Genomic DNA, 14,964 nt, shown 5'->3' on the forward strand with positions numbered 1-14,964 from the left:
AACGGCCTTGTTGCTTATCGCCCCGCCAGTCAGGCTCAATCAAACTGACGACGGAACAGCAGCAAGCCCGCCCCGAACACCAGCACGCCAATGCCGCCCATGCCCAGAATGGCACTCTGCAAGTCGGCAAGCCCCTGCCCTTTGAGCAAAATCCCGAAGGCAATGTCCAGGTAGTAATGCAGCGGTGAAGCAAACATCAGGCCGCGCAGCCAGCCGGGCATGGCTTCCGGCGGCGTCCAGGCACCTGACAAAAACAGCATGGGCGCCAGAATCAGAATCGACAGCATGCCTGCCTGTGCCAGATTGCGCGCAATAGTGGCGGCAAACAGCCCCAGCCCGGCGGTGGTGAACACATACAGGCCGGACAGGACAAAAAACAGCAACAGACTGCCCTTTACCGGAATGGCAAATACCGGAATCAGCACCAGGAACAGGCTGAGCGCCACGCCGCACAGAATCACCCCGGTCATCGACACCACCTTGGGCAGCAAGATGCCGAACGGAGATAGCGGCGACACGATCAACTGCTCCACCGTGCCACGCTCCTTCTCCCGCACCATGGCGGCCGCGGGCAGCAATACGGCAAACACAGTGGCAATGTTCAGCATTTCCGATATCCCCATGAACCAGCTGTCTTCCTGATTCGGGTTGTACCAGACACGGATATCGTTCTGTACTTGTGGCAGATTGCGGGTGGCCGCCTCCCCCATGCCCAGCCGCTGCATCGCAGTTTCCAGCCCGTACTGACTGACAATCTGCTGCGCATGGCTGGTGGCGAGGAACCCCAGCACCGAATTGGTGGTATCCACCTGCATGGCCAGGCTGGTGGGCTGGCCATTGGCCAGATCCCGGCCAAACTGCGGCGGCACCGACAGCACCAGCATGGCGCGGCCCTGATCCAGCGCCGCCAGCGCGGCAGCATCCTGCGGCACCGTACCGTCGATACGGAAATACGGTTGCTGGAAGCGGGAGAGCAGTTCGCGGGACTGCGGGCTGCGGTCCAGGTCCTGCACCAGCGTGGCGGCATGGTTCAGGGACAAGGACACACCGGACGCCGCCAGAAAGATATCCGCGGTAAAGGCATAGACGATAAAGGCCAGCAATACCCGGTCACGCCCCAACTGCTTCAGCTCCTTCATCAGCATGACGGCAAAGCGCCGCCAGGCCAGTTGCCATTCTGCTTTCATATGTTCGGCCTCTTGCTGAACAGCTGGTAGCCAGCGGCAAACAGCAGGCAGGCGTACAGCGCCAGCACCGCCAGCGGCCGCCACAAGGACATCAGCCCCACCCCTTTCAGGAAGCAGCCCACCACGATGTCGGTGTAATACATGGCCGGCATCAGCTGTGCCACCACATGCGCGCCAGCCCCCAGCGACACGATGGGAATGATCAGGCCGGAATACAGTACCGCCGGAATCATGGTCACCACCATGGTGACAATCATCGCCGCCACCTGGGTGCGCACCAGCACCGACACCAACAGGCCGATGCCGGTGGTGCACAGCACATACACCAGCGTGGCAGGCAGGAAAAACAGCAGGCTGCCCTTGAATGGCACCTGATACAGCAATACCGCCAGCAGCCACAGCAACAGGATGTTGACGCTGGAAATGGCTACATACGGAGCCAGCTTGCCCACCAGAAACTCGCCACGGCTGACATTGGAGGCGTAAATATTGAAGATGGAACCGTTCTCTTTTTCCCGCACCACGCCCAGCGCAGTGAGGAATGGTGGTGACAGCATCAGGATGACCATGATCAGCTTGGGTGCCAGCGACCAGATACTGGACACGCTCTGGTTGTACAGATAGCGCGATTCAAGCGCGATGGGCGTCAGCTGCGCCAGGGCATCCTGTTGCGACAGGCCGGTGGCATGCGACACCGCCTGCGCTACCGCCGCCAGGCTGAAGGCGGCATTGATGGCCGTGACATAGCCCTTGGTGGTCATGGCGCGGCTGGGGAAGCTGCCATCCACCAAGGTCTGGATGGCAGCCGGACGGCCCTGGGCCAGCGTCTTGCCAAACTGTGGCGGAATCACCAGCACCACCCGCACTGCGCCGGAACCAATCAACTGCGCCGCATCGCGCTCATCCCCGGCATAGCCGCCAAACCGGAAATAGCGCGAATCGATAAAGCGGTAGGCATAGTCGCGGCTGGCGGCGCTGCGGTCGTGGTCCACCACGGCAAACGGGATGTTTTCCACATCCAGCGACAGACCGTAGCCGAACAACAGCATCAGCAAGGCCGGTACCACAAAGGCCAGGGTGAAGAACAGGCGGTCGCGCACGATTTCACGCCATTCCTTGCCTGCGATGGCCACTACACGTTGCAGATTCATGCGGCACTCCCGGTGGCATGTGATTGCGCTTCCAGCTGGCTGACACGCTGCACGAACACATCCTCCATGGCGATGGGGCGGGCTTGCGGCGGCCGCGCCACTCCCAGCCCGCGCAGCACCTGCTGCAGCCGATCCACATCCGGGGTCAGCACATGCAAGGCGCTGCCATAAGGCGACACATTGGCAAAACCGGCCGCCTGCAAGGGGGAAACCAGGGCTGCGGCATTGTCGGCATACACCCGGTACAGCTGGCCGGCCTCGGCCAGTACCTGCTGTTTCATCTGCTGCGGCGAGGCATCCGCCACTACCCGTCCGGCAAACATCAGTGCCAGATGGTCGCAATGTTCAGCCTCGCTCATGTAATGGGTGGTCACCAGCATGGCCACGCCATCTTGCCGTGACAGGCGGAACAGGATGTCCCAGAAGGCGCGCCGCCCCAGGGGGTCCACCCCGCTGGTGGGTTCATCCAGAAACAATACCCGTGGCTGATGCACCAGCGCGCAGCCCAGTGCCAGCCGCTGGCGCAAGCCCATGGGCAGGGCGGCGGCCAGATCGTTTTCGTGACCATGCAGGCCCGCCATGTCCAGAATCCACTGCAAGCGCACATCGCGGGCCTTGCGGTCCAGTCCATAGATACCGGCATACAGGCGGATGTTTTCCACCACGCTCAGGTCCAGATACAAGGAAAACGCCTGCGACATATAGCCAATGCGTGACTTGATCAGCGCACCGGCCTGCTTCATGTCGGCACCTGCCACGCGCCCGCTGCCACTGCTGGGTGGCAGGATGCCGGTGAGCATCTTGATGGCCGTGGTCTTGCCAGCACCATTGGCCCCCAACAGACCGAAGATTTCCCCTTGCCGCACCTGAAAGCTGACATCGCCCACCGCGACAAAATCACCAAAGCGCTTGACCAGCCCCTTGGCCTCGATAGCCAGCTCCTGGCTGGCCGAACCGGGTGCTGCCGGTGCCGCCATGGTGTCCGGTGCAGTGGTACCCGTCTGCTTGCCGCCCAGCATGGCGACAAACACGTCTTCCAGCTCGGCATCCAGCACATCCAGCTGCTGGCACTCCAGCCCTTGCAGCACATCGACCACCTGCTGGCGGGCAGCAGGCTGATCTGGCTCAGGCACAAACAGGCGGATCTCCGGCCCCATGGCTTCGCACTGCGGCCAGCGCGCCGCCAGCCGCTGCATGGCGCTCAACTGCGGCTGCACCCGGCACTGCACGATGCAGCCCGGCACCCGTTGCAGGATTTGCGCCGGGCTGCCCTCGGCCAGCTTGCTGCCCTGATGCAGCAGGCTCATGCGGGTAAAGCGGCTGGCCTCGTCCATATAGGCAGTGGACACCAGCGCCGTCAGGCCCTGCCCGGCGATCAACGTGGCCAGAATGGCCCAGAAGTCGCGGCGCGATACCGGATCCACCCCGGTGGTGGGTTCATCCAGAATGATCAGCTGTGGCGCGTGTATCAGCGTGCACACCAGCCCCAGCTTTTGCTTCATGCCGCCTGACAGCTGCTTCATCGGCCGATGACGAAACGCCGCCAGGCGGGTGATGGCCAGCAGCTGCTCCTTGCGGGCAGCCGCCTCTTCCCGTGGTACCAGCCGCAGCCGGGCAAAAAAGTCGACATTTTCCTCGATGGACAAATCGCCATACAGGTTCTGCCCCAGGCCTTGTGGCATCAGGCCGATGCGCCCCTTGATGGCTTCGGCATGGCGCTCGCTGTCCAGCAACTGGCCAAACACCTCCAGTTGGCCCTGCTCGTAGGACAACACGCCGGCCACCGCCTTCATCAGGCTGGATTTGCCGGCTCCGTCCGGGCCGATCAGCCCATACAGCTCGCCACGGCGCACTTCGAGGTCCAGTCCTTGTACGGCAAACTGGCCACCGTACTGCTTGCCGAAGCCGCTGGCCTTGATGATGGTATCGCTCATGGCTACCAGCGCGGGGCTTGCCAGGCCACGCCTTCCTTCCAGCGGATGACGGCATCGGCTGGCAAGCCGGGTGTCAGGCGCAATTGCGGATTGCTGCTCAGGCTGAGTTTGACCGCATACACCAGCTTCACCCGCTCGTCAGGCGTTTGCACTTCCTTGGGGGTGAATTCGGCACGGGCGGCAATATGGCTGACGGTGGCGTCAAACGGATGCGAGGGGAAGGCGTCGGTACTGATTTGCGCGGGCAAGCCAAGGCGGATCTTGCCGATCTGGTTTTCCGGCACATACACCTTGAGGTAAAGGTGGTTCAGGTCCACCAGTTCCACCACCCCGCCGCCTGCTGCCAGCATTTCACCCGGCTCGCGCAGGCGATTGCTGACCATGCCACCGGAAGGCGCGGTCAATTGCAATTCGCGCAGCACGGCAGTGGCTTCGGCCACCGCAGCTTCGGCCTGATGGATTTGCTCGGCCGCCTGTACAGCCTGGCTGCGCGCGCTGACGGCAGCCAGTTGCATCTGCTCGGCATGCATGCGGTCTACCGAGCCGCGCGCCAGCAAGTCGGCAAAACGGGCGGCGTCCTTGTCCGCCTGGGCCGAAGCCGCAGCAGCACGTTGTTGCTGGGCACGGGCGGCGGCCAGACTGGCTTGCGCAGCCCGCAAGCGGGCAGTTACCTCATCCGAATGCAGACGGGCCAATAACTGGCCGCTGCTGACCATATCCCCTTCGCGCACCAGCACGCTCTCCAGCCGTCCCGGATATTTGCTGGCCACCAGCACGCTGTCGCCCTCCAGTCGGCCGTTGGCCTGGATCAATCCTTCCGGCAGGCCCCGGTCTCGCGCCTGCCAGATGCCGTAAGCCAGCGCACCGGCCAGGGCCAGCACCACACCTGCCATCACGATTCTGCTTGTTTTCATGTCACAACTCGCCGATGGCCCGTTGCAAGGCCACTACCGCCAGGGCGTGGTCGTAACGGGCGTTGAACAGATTGCGCTGGCTGTCTGCGCGCCGTACTTCGGCGGCCAGCACTTCGGTCTGATTGGCCAGACCATTGCGATAGCGGTCGCGCTGGATGGCCAGGTATTCGTCTGCCGACAGCAAGGCGGCCTCGGCCACGCGGATGCGTGCCGTAGCTTCGATTTGCTGGCTATGGCTGCGCTCCACTTCCAGCGCAATCAGGCTGCGGGCCTCCTGCAACTGGTCCTGCACCGCGCTGGCTTGTTCGCTGACACTGCCGGCACGGGCGCGGATCAGGCCGCTGTCGAACACGCTCCAGCTGACTCCCAGTCCGACCGAACCCACGCCCTTGTTCACCAGATAAGGATTGTTCAGGTAGCTGTAGGCGGCATACACCCCCAGCTGCGGCTGGCTTTCCGCGCGCACACTGCGGGCAGTGGCCTGCAAGGATTCGGACCATTCTGCAAGGCCCGCCAGTTCCGGCCTTTGCTGCATGGCACGCTGCTGCAAGGCAGCCAGACTGCGTCCGTCACCGGCTAGTTCCAGTTCATCCACCTGCACCGGCTGGCTGAAGTCACGGCCCAACAGGCGGTTGTAGGCCGCCTGGCTCAGCGTCTCTGCCTGCCGGGCCGAAATCAGCTTTTGCTCGGCATCCGCCACCGCCAGCGCCGCCCCCAGCACATCACCCCGTGCCACCACGCCTTTGCGGAAGAAATTGTTCACATCCCGCTGATAGGCTTGCAGGCTGTGCAGATACTGGCTGGCCACCGCTGCCGCATGACGCGCGCGCAACACATTGACATAGGCATCCGCCACTTGCAGGCGCAAGGCCTGGCGTACCTGTTCCTGCGCGTAGCGACTGGCCGATGTTGCTGCCGCAGCAGACTGTTGCAGGGCGGTGAGCCTGCCGCCGGTATACAGGGGCAGCCCCAGCCGGGCATTGGCATAGCGCACATCCCGGTTACTGAGCGGTGCATCCACCGAGGCTGGCAGATGCAGACCCAGCGCACCCAGACCTTGCGTCAGCGGGCTGATGTCCAGCCGCGCGGTCGGCGTGCTGTCCAGCTGGCTGACACCGGCGTCCAGCGTCAGCGCCGGCCCGGCTGCGGCATGGGCTGCATCCTCTTGCAGGCGGGCGGCATCCACCTTGCGTGTTTCGGCGCGCAGACTGTGACTGTATTGTTCGGCCTGCTGCCAGGCTTGCTGCAATGATTCCGCCAGCACCGGGCAACTCAGCACGGACAGCCCCAGCCACAGCGGTAAAAACTTGCCTGAAAATGCCATTGAAGTAATGAACACTCATTCATCAATAATGACTTCAGTATATTGCAACTGCATGGACGGTTGTTGCGCTTGATCAGTCAAACCGAAGCAAAAACGGGATGAGAGACAATACAAAGCCCGAAAATGCCAGATACGCGGCATTTTCGGGCTATTGCTCTAGAAATTCAGGCTTTCAATGCCGCGCGCAACTGATGTGCGGCACGCAGGGCAAAGGCATAGATGGACAATTGCGGATTGGCACCGATGCTGGTGGGGAAGATGGAACCGTCGATAATGCTCAGGTTACGCAGCGTCCAGTGCCGGCCGTATTCGTCCACCACCCCGCCGTCCGGCTGGCTGCTCATGGCAGCTCCACCCATCACATGGGCACTGACCAGACGAGCCAGCAAGGGCTTGAGCGCCAAGCCGGCTATCATTTCCCGCGTTTCCTTCCAGCTGGGAAGCAGCGGGGCCTGTTCGTGAATCACCTGTACCTGACGCGCACCGGCGGCAAACTGCAGTTCCGCCATGGTGAGCCAGCTGCGCCGCACACCATCCCACAGCACATCGTTCAGCGGGTAATCCAGCTCGGGCGAACCATCGGCGCGCAAGCGCACCACCCCGCCCTGACTGTCCGGGTGAAAGCCATCGCGCAGCAGGGCCAGCATCACATGTAGATGGGGCAGTTGCTGCATCAGGCTGGCGGTTTGCTGACCAAAGCCTGACAGCGTCACCCCCACCAGCAAGGGATGCACCGGCGGCACTTCCAGCTTGTAACCCAGCGGACCGTCCAGTGGCTGGGTGTGCATGAAGTGGTCGGAATACACGGTTTGCGGTGCGCCGTTATAGGCTTCGATGCGCTGCGGCATCACCGCACCGCAAATGGCGACCGGATGCAGAAAGGTGCGCTGGCCGACATGGCTGTCCGCCAGGCCGCTGCGCAGCAAGATGGCTGGCGTGCCGATGGAGCCTGCCGCCAGCACCACATGGCCAGCACTCACCCGGAAACGACGACCAGTGAGGCTGTGGCCATCAGCCGCCAGCAGCACGCCTTCCGCCCCTTGCAAGGCCTTGCCGTCAGCTGTGGGAAGCAGCCGCTCCACGCGAGCCCGCGCCAACAAGGCGGCCTTGTGCTGCAAGGCTGCAGGAATGGTGGTCACCAGCATGGATTGCTTGGCATTGGTGGCACAGCCCATGCCGCAATAACCCAGGTTCCAGCAACCGCGCACATTGCGCCGGATGCGGCCATGCTTGAGGCCCAGCGCCTGACAGCCTTGTTCCAGCACGCTGTTGTTGGGGTTGGGGTCAGTCTGCCAGTCGGCAATGCCCAGCCGCGCTTCGGCCATGTCGAACCACGGGACCATGGCTTGCGGGTTCAGCCCGTGCAGGCCATAGCGTTCACCCCACCAGTTGAGCGTGTCGGCAGGCGTGCGAAAGGCGCTGGTCCAGTTGACCGTGGTACTGCCACCCACAGTACGGCCCTGCAGGATATTGATGCCCTTGTCGGCGGTCTTGCGGCTGGCGGCCTCCTGATACAGCTCGGGATAAGCCTTGGCTTCCAGCAGGCGGAAGTCGCGCGATGTCCGCAAGGCTCCCTCTTCCACCATCAGCACGTCCAGCCCGGCCTGGGCCAGCACTTCGGCCGTCATGCCGCCGCCGGCACCGGTGCCGATGATCAGCACGTCGCAATGCAGTTGCAGGTCCTGCTGCCGGGTGGCACCGTCCAGCACGCGCCAGCCGTCGGCCACGCCCTGGGCAATCGGATCGGGCAAGCTCATCGGTGTCGTCATGGCAGCAGACTCATGATTTGTGGTGGTTGCTGATAACCCATTGCGCTCCAGCTGGCCGGGTTGCCAAACCAGGCGGCATTGATCAGCGCATGCAAGGCCTGGTACGCCGAGCGCAGCAATAACAAGGGGCTGTGCTGCCAGCTACGCAGGAAAGCAGTCAGCTCGCTGTCCGTCGCCTGCGCCCAGGGCTTGCGCACGCCGGCCAGCCAGCGCCGCGCCCAGCGATTGGCCAGCAGGTCGAACAACTGGCGCAACTCCTGCTGGATGGCGGGCAGCAGATTGCTGATTGCCACATCCACCCCGCGCACGATGTCGTTCACGGGCAAGCCGGGCAGGCCCAGCATGACCGGCGCAATGCTGCGGATTATTTGCGCATCGACCGGCTGCAGGAAATGCAGCGCCGGCTCGGCGTGAGCCGGCCAGTCCGCCTGCGGAGTGGCCAGCAGGCCTGCGGCCAGCAGCACCACGCTGCCGGCCATGCCGGTCTTGATCAGTTGGCGGCGGGTGAGCATGTCAGCCTCGCAACATCAGTCTGAGCAGCCATTCCACCGTCCGGCCATACGGCGGACGGGTCAGCCAGCTGCCGGCCCAGCGGCTTTGGGTGAATACCGGCTTGAGCTTGGAAAAGGTGAGGAAACCTTCGTAGCCGTGGTAATACCCCATGCCGGAAGGCCCCACGCCGCCAAACGGCATGTCGTCCTGCGCCACGTGCAGGATGGTTTCATTGATGCATACGCCGCCGGAGATGGTCTGCTGCAGCACCTTGTCAATGCGCACCGGGTCGCGATCAAACAGGTAAAGTGCCAGCGGGCGCGGCCGGGCGTTGATGTACTCCAGCGCCTCGTCAAAGCGGTCATAACTGACCACCGGCAGGATGGGGCCGAAGATTTCCTCCTGCATCAGCGCGCAATGGGCCGGGCAATCCAGCACCAGCGTCAGCGGCAGCTTGCGCACTGCGGCCAGGTCTTCCCCGGCCGGATTGATCTGCCGAACCGTCGCCCCGGCAGCAATGGCTTCGTCCAGCCATTGTTGCAGGCGCTGGTAATGCCGCGGATGGATGATGCTGCTGTAGTCCGGGTTATGCGCCAGCGTGGGATAGGCACGGGTGGCAACGGCATCCAGCATGGCCAGCAGGCGGTCACGGTCCTTGGCATTCACCAGCACATAATCCGGTGCCACGCAGGTTTGACCGGCATTGAGCAATTTGCCTGCCACGATGGATTCGGCAGCGCGGGCAAAGTCAGCATCGCGCGCCACCAGGGCGGGCGACTTGCCACCCAGTTCCAGCGTCACCGGGGTGAGATTATCCGCCGCCGCACGCATCACATGGCGTCCCACCTCGGTGGAGCCGGTAAACAGCAGGTGGTCAAACGGCAGGCGGGTAAAGGCCTGTGCCAGCGTCGCATCGCCATTGACCACCGTCACCAGCCCCGGCTCGAAATACTGCGCCACCAGTCTGGCCAGCAGCGCACCGGTGGCCGGGGTGAGCTCGGACATTTTGATCATCACCCGGTTACCCGCCGCCAGTGCACCAATCAAGGGACCAAATGCCAGAAACAGCGGGTAGTTCCACGGCACCACCACGCCCACCACGCCCAGTGGCTGCGGTATCACCTGATTGCGCGCCGGGCGGAACCACAGCGAAACCGCACGGCGTTGCGGCCGCATCCAGCGGCCCAGCTGGCGTCGTGCACTGCGCAGCTCTTCCAGACTGGGAAACAGCTCCAGCAAGCGGGTTTCCACACTGCTGCGCTGGCCGAAGTCGGCATTCACCGCCTCGATCAAGGCAGTGCGGTTCTGTTGTATCAACTGTTCCAGCGCCGTCAACCAGCCACGGCGCGTGGCCAGATCGGGAAACCTTGCCGCATCGGCGGCATGGCGCATGGCGGCATAGGCCTGCTGCAGACCCTGTTCGGTGTCTGGCGGCATCGGCATGACAGGCATTGTGCTATCCTCGTGTTGTTCCATCCGGCAAACGGTCGTTTAGAGCCACGACTCTAAAGCCAGAATAGCATCAGAAATTTCCCCTGTCACCCGTGTATCCATCATGTTGATCGATTTCTTTTATGCCCTGCGCGATGCCCGCTTGCCGGTATCACTCAAGGAATTCCTGACCCTGCTGGAAGCACTCAGGCAGAACGTGGCTTTTGGCAGCCTGGATGCTTTTTACTATCTGTCACGCGCCACGCTGATCAAGGACGAAAAGCATTACGACCACTTCGATCAGGTGTTCGGCCACTACTTCGAAGGCAAGACGCTGAATCTGGATGACTTGCAACAAGAGATCCCTGAAGACTGGCTGCGCAAGCAGGTTGAGAAATTCCTCAGCCCGGAAGAACAGCAGCAATTGCAGGCCATGGGCTGGGACAAACTGATGGAAACCCTGCGCCAGCGGCTGGAAGAACAGAAAGAGCGGCATCAGGGCGGCAACAAATGGATAGGCACCGGCGGCACCAGCCCGTTTGGTGCTTATGGCTACAACCCGGAAGGCATCCGCATTGGCCAGGCAGAGTCGCGCCATCGCCGTGCGGTGAAAGTGTGGGACAAGCGCGAATTCCGCAATTTCGACGATGCCGCCGAGCTGGGCAGCCGCAACATCAAGCTGGCCTTGCGCCGGCTGCGCGAGTTTGCCCGTGATGGTGCCGACGAAGAGCTGGACCTGGAAGCCACCATTGCCGGCACCGCCCGCAAGGCCGGCCTGCTGGACCTGCGCATGCGCCGCACCCTGCGCAATACGGTAAAGGTACTGGTGCTGTTTGATGTCGGCGGCTCGATGGACGACCACATCAAGGCGGTGGAAGAACTGTTCTCCGCCGTCAAGACCGAGTTCAAGCACCTGGAGTACTACTACTTCCACAACTGCGTGTATGAAACGGTGTGGAAGGACAACCGGCGGCGGCAAGGCAGCAGCCTGTCCACGCTGGACCTGCTGCATACCTTTGGCAGGGATTACAAGCTGATCCTGGTGGGCGATGCCACCATGAGCCCTTACGAAATCAGCCATCCGGGTGGCAGCGTGGAGCACATGAACCCGGAGGCTGGCGCAGTGTGGATGCAGCGCCTGCTTGCCCATTTCCGCCATGCTGCCTGGCTCAACCCGGTGGCCGAGCAATACTGGGGCTACACTCCGTCCCTGCAATTGATGCAGCAACTGATGCAACAGCGCATGTTTCCGCTCACCCTCGAAGGCGTGGACCGCGCCATGCGCAGCCTGAAACAAGGGGGAGCCTTGCTTCAGGCTGCTGACAAGGTAATTTGATACGATTGCACTGGACCCGGCAAAGCCGGGCCTTCCGACCAAGCACCCGATTCCGCAGCCTTGCCATCTAATCCCAATCCCCCCGCCCTTTCCCTGAAAGGGAGCCTCGCTTTCTTTGCAGAAAGCGAGAGGGGGGGTGTCCACCATCTGATGAGTTCGAAGCAAGAGGGAGCCTTGCTGGCCCCCTAGCTTGACGGGGGAAAGTGCTGGCCATGGCCGTCGAAGGCCTTGACCTGATCGCGCCCGGCCAGCTTGGCCTCGTACAAGGCCTGGTCGGCCAATGCCAGGGCGACACTGGCGTCCTGCTGGCTGCGGGCAAAGCTGCTGACGCCGATGCTGGTGCGTACCTGCAAACTGGCATCCCCCACCTGGATGACATGGCTGCGCACCGCCTCGCGCAGTCGTTCGGCCAGCGCCAGCGCTCCGGCCATGCCGCAGCCGGGCAGCAGGACGGCAAACTCCTCCCCGCCCAGACGCCCCACCACATCCACCTTGCGCACCACTTGCTGACAGATGGCGGCAAAGTCGTGCAGCACCTTGTCACCCACAGCATGGCCCCAGGTATCGTTTACCCGCTTGAAATGGTCGATATCCAGCATCAGCACCGCAACCGGATTGCTGAAACGCTGGAAGCGGGCAAATTCATCGGCCAGTTTTTCCATGAAGCTGCGCCGGTTGGCAATGCCAGTGAGCGCATCGGTGGTGGCCAGTTGGCGCAGTGTTTCTTCCTGCTGCTTGCGGCTGGTGATGTCGCGGTACACCCACAGCACACTGCGCAGCCTGCCCTCCACATAAATGGGCACGTGGTCGCGCTCCAGCATGCGCCCGTCTTTCAGTGCCCACTCTTCTCCCAGCACTACCTGCCGTGTCTGCTGCAATTCTTCCATTCGCTGCAGCAACTGCTGCGGATGAGCAAAACAGGAAGCCGCACGGGCTGCCACCCGCAGGCGATTTTCCTTTTTCAGCTGCTCCGGCGTCATGTCAGGCATGAACATTTCGCAGTACTGGTGGTTGACCAGCACCACCTCGCCGGATTGGTCCTCCAGCAGCATGGCGCCATGAAAGTGCTCGATGATGGCCAGCAACTGCCGCTGCAAGGTGGCCAGCGCTTCCTCGGCCTCGCGCCGGGCGGTAATGTCGTGAATGATGGAAAACAGCAGGGTGCGTCCGCCGGATTCCACCGGTGAGGAATGCACATCAACCGTGCGCAACTCCCCGCTGGCCAGTCGGTGAGTAAAGGTGAAATGGTTATGCGCCTGCAGCAAGGCAACGCCAATGGTGCCGTGGATGCGCTCCTCGGCCATCTGGTTGATGCGGCCCAGTGGCATGCCTACCAGTTCCTGATGGGAATAGCCATAAAAGCGTTCGGCTGACGGGTTGGCATCGACAATGCAGCCCTGCTCCGGGTCGATCAGGATCATCACCGCGCCATGGTTCTGGAACAGCATGCGGAAATGCGCTTCGCTATCCTCCAGCAGCCGTTGCGCCTGCTTGTGGGTGGTGATGTCCTGCACCGTGCCGACAATGCGGCAGACATTGCCATTGCCATCCACCTCGGTGGCCTGGCCCTTGTCCAGCACCCAGATCACCTCGCCGCTACGGCGTATCACGCGGTATTCAATGCGGTACTGACTGGCCTCGCGCCGGAGCAAGGCACTGATATTGCGCCGGACCATGGGCAAGTCTTCATGATGTACCAATGCCTGCCACTGCGACGGGTTGTCATGCAGGGTGTGGTAGTCGTACCCTAGCATGTTCACCAGTTGCTGGTTGAAGTCCAGCTTGCCCAGCGCTACATGCCAGTCCCACAAACCGATATTGGCCCCGCGCATGGCCATGTCCAGCCGCTCCTGGCTTTCCCGCAAAGCCTCTTCCGTGCGTTTGCGCTGGGTAATCTCGGAAATCAGCCCGTGCCAGCGCACGGACTGGTCATCCTGCAATTCCGGCGTGGCACGCCCTTCCACCCAGATCATGCGGCCATCTGGCAACAGGATGCGGAACTCGCATATCCAGGGCAGGTGATAGCGCAAGGCGGCTTCCCCCTCCTCCCGCACCCGTTGCAAGTCGTCCGGAAATATCCGCTGCGCTACCAGTTCGGCATTGTCCCGGGCCTGCTGCGGTGAAATGCCGAACAGGTTGCGCACGCCCTCGCTGACATAGACAAAGTGCCCCACCCCGTAGGGGTTGATGGTGTACTTGAACAGCATGCCGGGAATATTGCTGGCTATCTTGGCCAGCCGGTCTTCGCCTTCCACCTGCTTGCTGACATCAATCCAGTAGCCCTGCACCACATCGTCGGGCAACAGCTGCACATGCTCTTCCAGCCAGCACCAGCGGCCACTGCCATGCAAAAAGCGGTAGCGACAAGTGGCAAACCCTTCACTTTGCGCCAGCCGCCAGCGGCCATCGGCCAGGGCGGCCTGATCATCCGGATGCAGTCTTTGTTGCCACCATCGCGGGTCCAGCAGGATGTCTTCGGGGAAGTAACCCAGGATTTCCGCCACATTGGGGCTGACTTCCTGCACCTCATGCGGTTTGGACGGGCTACAGGAGAAGGCCACCATCGGCCCGTTGGCAAACAGCGCATGCTGGCGATGCAGCAATTGCTGCATGCGTTTCATTTCTGTCAGATCCTGAATCACCAGCACATGGCCGGTGGCATTGCCCTGGGCCAGTGGCGCTGCAGAAATGCTCACCATGTGCCGACTGCCGTCCTTGTCCGCCACCACCCATTCACGTGGCAGGCCATGCCCCGGCATCAGCCCGGCATCAAACAGCGTCAGCAAATCCCTGGCCTGACTGGAACATTCAGGCTGCAGCCCGCCGGATGCCATGGCCTTCGCCTCGCACAGCAATACCGTGCTGATGTGATGGCCGCACAAGACATCGCCAGCTATACCCAGCAGTCTTTCGGCCGCCGGGTTGCTCAGGGTGATGACACCGGCCTCATCCAGTACCAATAGCGCCGCGTCCACCTGGTGGAATACATTGGAAAACAATCCGGCGGATTGATCTGGCTGTGCTTGTGATGGCGCGATCAAAGGTGTCTCCGGCACTCAGAATTCGATTTCATGCCCTACTTTATAGATGATGTATGGAGTGTTACTGCCGATACCGAGAAATAATCAGGAAATGCTTGAAAAAATCGCAGATTGCCACAAATTCTGCTTGAGCAATCGGCAGCTTATGTCGACAATGAATCAAGCCTTCAGCACAACACGCCCCACACTGCCAAAGGAGCAACGTCATGGAAACCATTTTGATGATCGCACTGATCGCCGCCTTTGCCGTTGTGCTGGGCATGCTCGTCAGCCCGCTGGAGAAAAAACGCGAGCTGGTTCCCATCCGCATCCGTCGCGATGAAGAACAACCCCGCTCCCGCCAGCGTCGTTACTGATCAGGGTCAGGCAAGCAGAAAAAAGGCAG

At 62.1% G+C, this 14,964-nt stretch carries 11 protein-coding genes; 2 read left to right on the forward strand and 9 right to left on the reverse strand.

The genetic code is table 11. The features are described from left to right. Window positions 1-35: 35 nt before the first annotated feature. The 8 genes from DKK66_RS18250 to DKK66_RS18285 all read right to left on the reverse strand — a co-directional run bounded on the left by DKK66_RS18250 (window position 36) and on the right by DKK66_RS18285 (window position 10,223). Window positions 36-1,187, reverse strand: a complete 1,152-nt coding sequence (locus tag DKK66_RS18250) for an ABC transporter permease (protein ID WP_131360327.1) — start codon at window positions 1,185-1,187, stop codon at window positions 36-38. Then, window positions 1,184-2,338: an ABC transporter permease gene (locus DKK66_RS18255; RefSeq protein ID WP_131360329.1), complete on the reverse strand. Its 1,155-nt coding sequence runs from the start codon at window positions 2,336-2,338 to the stop codon at window positions 1,184-1,186. The genes DKK66_RS18250 and DKK66_RS18255 overlap by 4 nt, the downstream gene beginning before the upstream one ends. After that, window positions 2,335-4,272: an ATP-binding cassette domain-containing protein gene (locus DKK66_RS18260; RefSeq protein WP_131360331.1), complete on the reverse strand. Its 1,938-nt coding sequence runs from the start codon at window positions 4,270-4,272 to the stop codon at window positions 2,335-2,337. The genes DKK66_RS18255 and DKK66_RS18260 overlap by 4 nt, the downstream gene beginning before the upstream one ends. Window positions 4,273-4,274: 2 nt before the next feature. Next, window positions 4,275-5,186 (reverse strand): HlyD family secretion protein, encoded by a 912-nt coding sequence (locus DKK66_RS18265; protein WP_131360333.1) that lies wholly within the window; start codon window positions 5,184-5,186, stop codon window positions 4,275-4,277. A gap of 1 nt (window position 5,187) precedes the next feature. Beyond that, on the reverse strand, window positions 5,188-6,510 hold the full coding sequence (locus tag DKK66_RS18270; RefSeq protein ID WP_131360335.1) for a TolC family protein: 1,323 nt from the start codon (window positions 6,508-6,510) through the stop codon (window positions 5,188-5,190). A gap of 164 nt (window positions 6,511-6,674) precedes the next feature. Further along, a complete protein-coding gene (locus DKK66_RS18275) occupies window positions 6,675-8,267 on the reverse strand; it encodes a GMC family oxidoreductase (protein WP_131360337.1) in 1,593 nt (530 codons plus the stop codon). A gap of 8 nt (window positions 8,268-8,275) precedes the next feature. After that, window positions 8,276-8,791, reverse strand: a complete 516-nt coding sequence (locus DKK66_RS18280; protein WP_131360339.1) for a hypothetical protein — start codon at window positions 8,789-8,791, stop codon at window positions 8,276-8,278. A gap of 1 nt (window position 8,792) precedes the next feature. Continuing rightward, window positions 8,793-10,223: a coniferyl aldehyde dehydrogenase gene (locus tag DKK66_RS18285; protein ID WP_131360341.1), complete on the reverse strand. Its 1,431-nt coding sequence runs from the start codon at window positions 10,221-10,223 to the stop codon at window positions 8,793-8,795. Between the two features lie 103 nt (window positions 10,224-10,326). Between DKK66_RS18285 and DKK66_RS18290 the strand changes: the two genes are divergently transcribed. After that, window positions 10,327-11,538: a VWA domain-containing protein gene (locus DKK66_RS18290; RefSeq protein ID WP_131360343.1), complete on the forward strand. Its 1,212-nt coding sequence runs from the start codon at window positions 10,327-10,329 to the stop codon at window positions 11,536-11,538. 185 nt (window positions 11,539-11,723) lie between these two features. On the opposite strand, the gene DKK66_RS18295 is transcribed toward DKK66_RS18290, so the two are convergent. Beyond that, window positions 11,724-14,579 (reverse strand): PAS domain S-box protein, encoded by a 2,856-nt coding sequence (locus DKK66_RS18295; protein WP_165494226.1) that lies wholly within the window; start codon window positions 14,577-14,579, stop codon window positions 11,724-11,726. A 206-nt stretch (window positions 14,580-14,785) separates the two neighbouring features. On the opposite strand from DKK66_RS18295, the gene DKK66_RS20245 reads away from it, so the two are divergent. After that, window positions 14,786-14,935 carry a hypothetical protein gene (locus DKK66_RS20245; RefSeq protein WP_156156867.1) on the forward strand — a complete coding sequence of 50 codons (150 nt, stop codon included), beginning with the start codon at window positions 14,786-14,788 and terminating at the stop codon, window positions 14,933-14,935. Window positions 14,936-14,964: the final 29 nt, after the last annotated feature.

It is taken from the genome of Aquitalea sp. USM4 (genome assembly GCF_004328945.1).
Lineage (GTDB): Bacteria > Pseudomonadota > Gammaproteobacteria > Burkholderiales > Chromobacteriaceae > Aquitalea > Aquitalea pelogenes.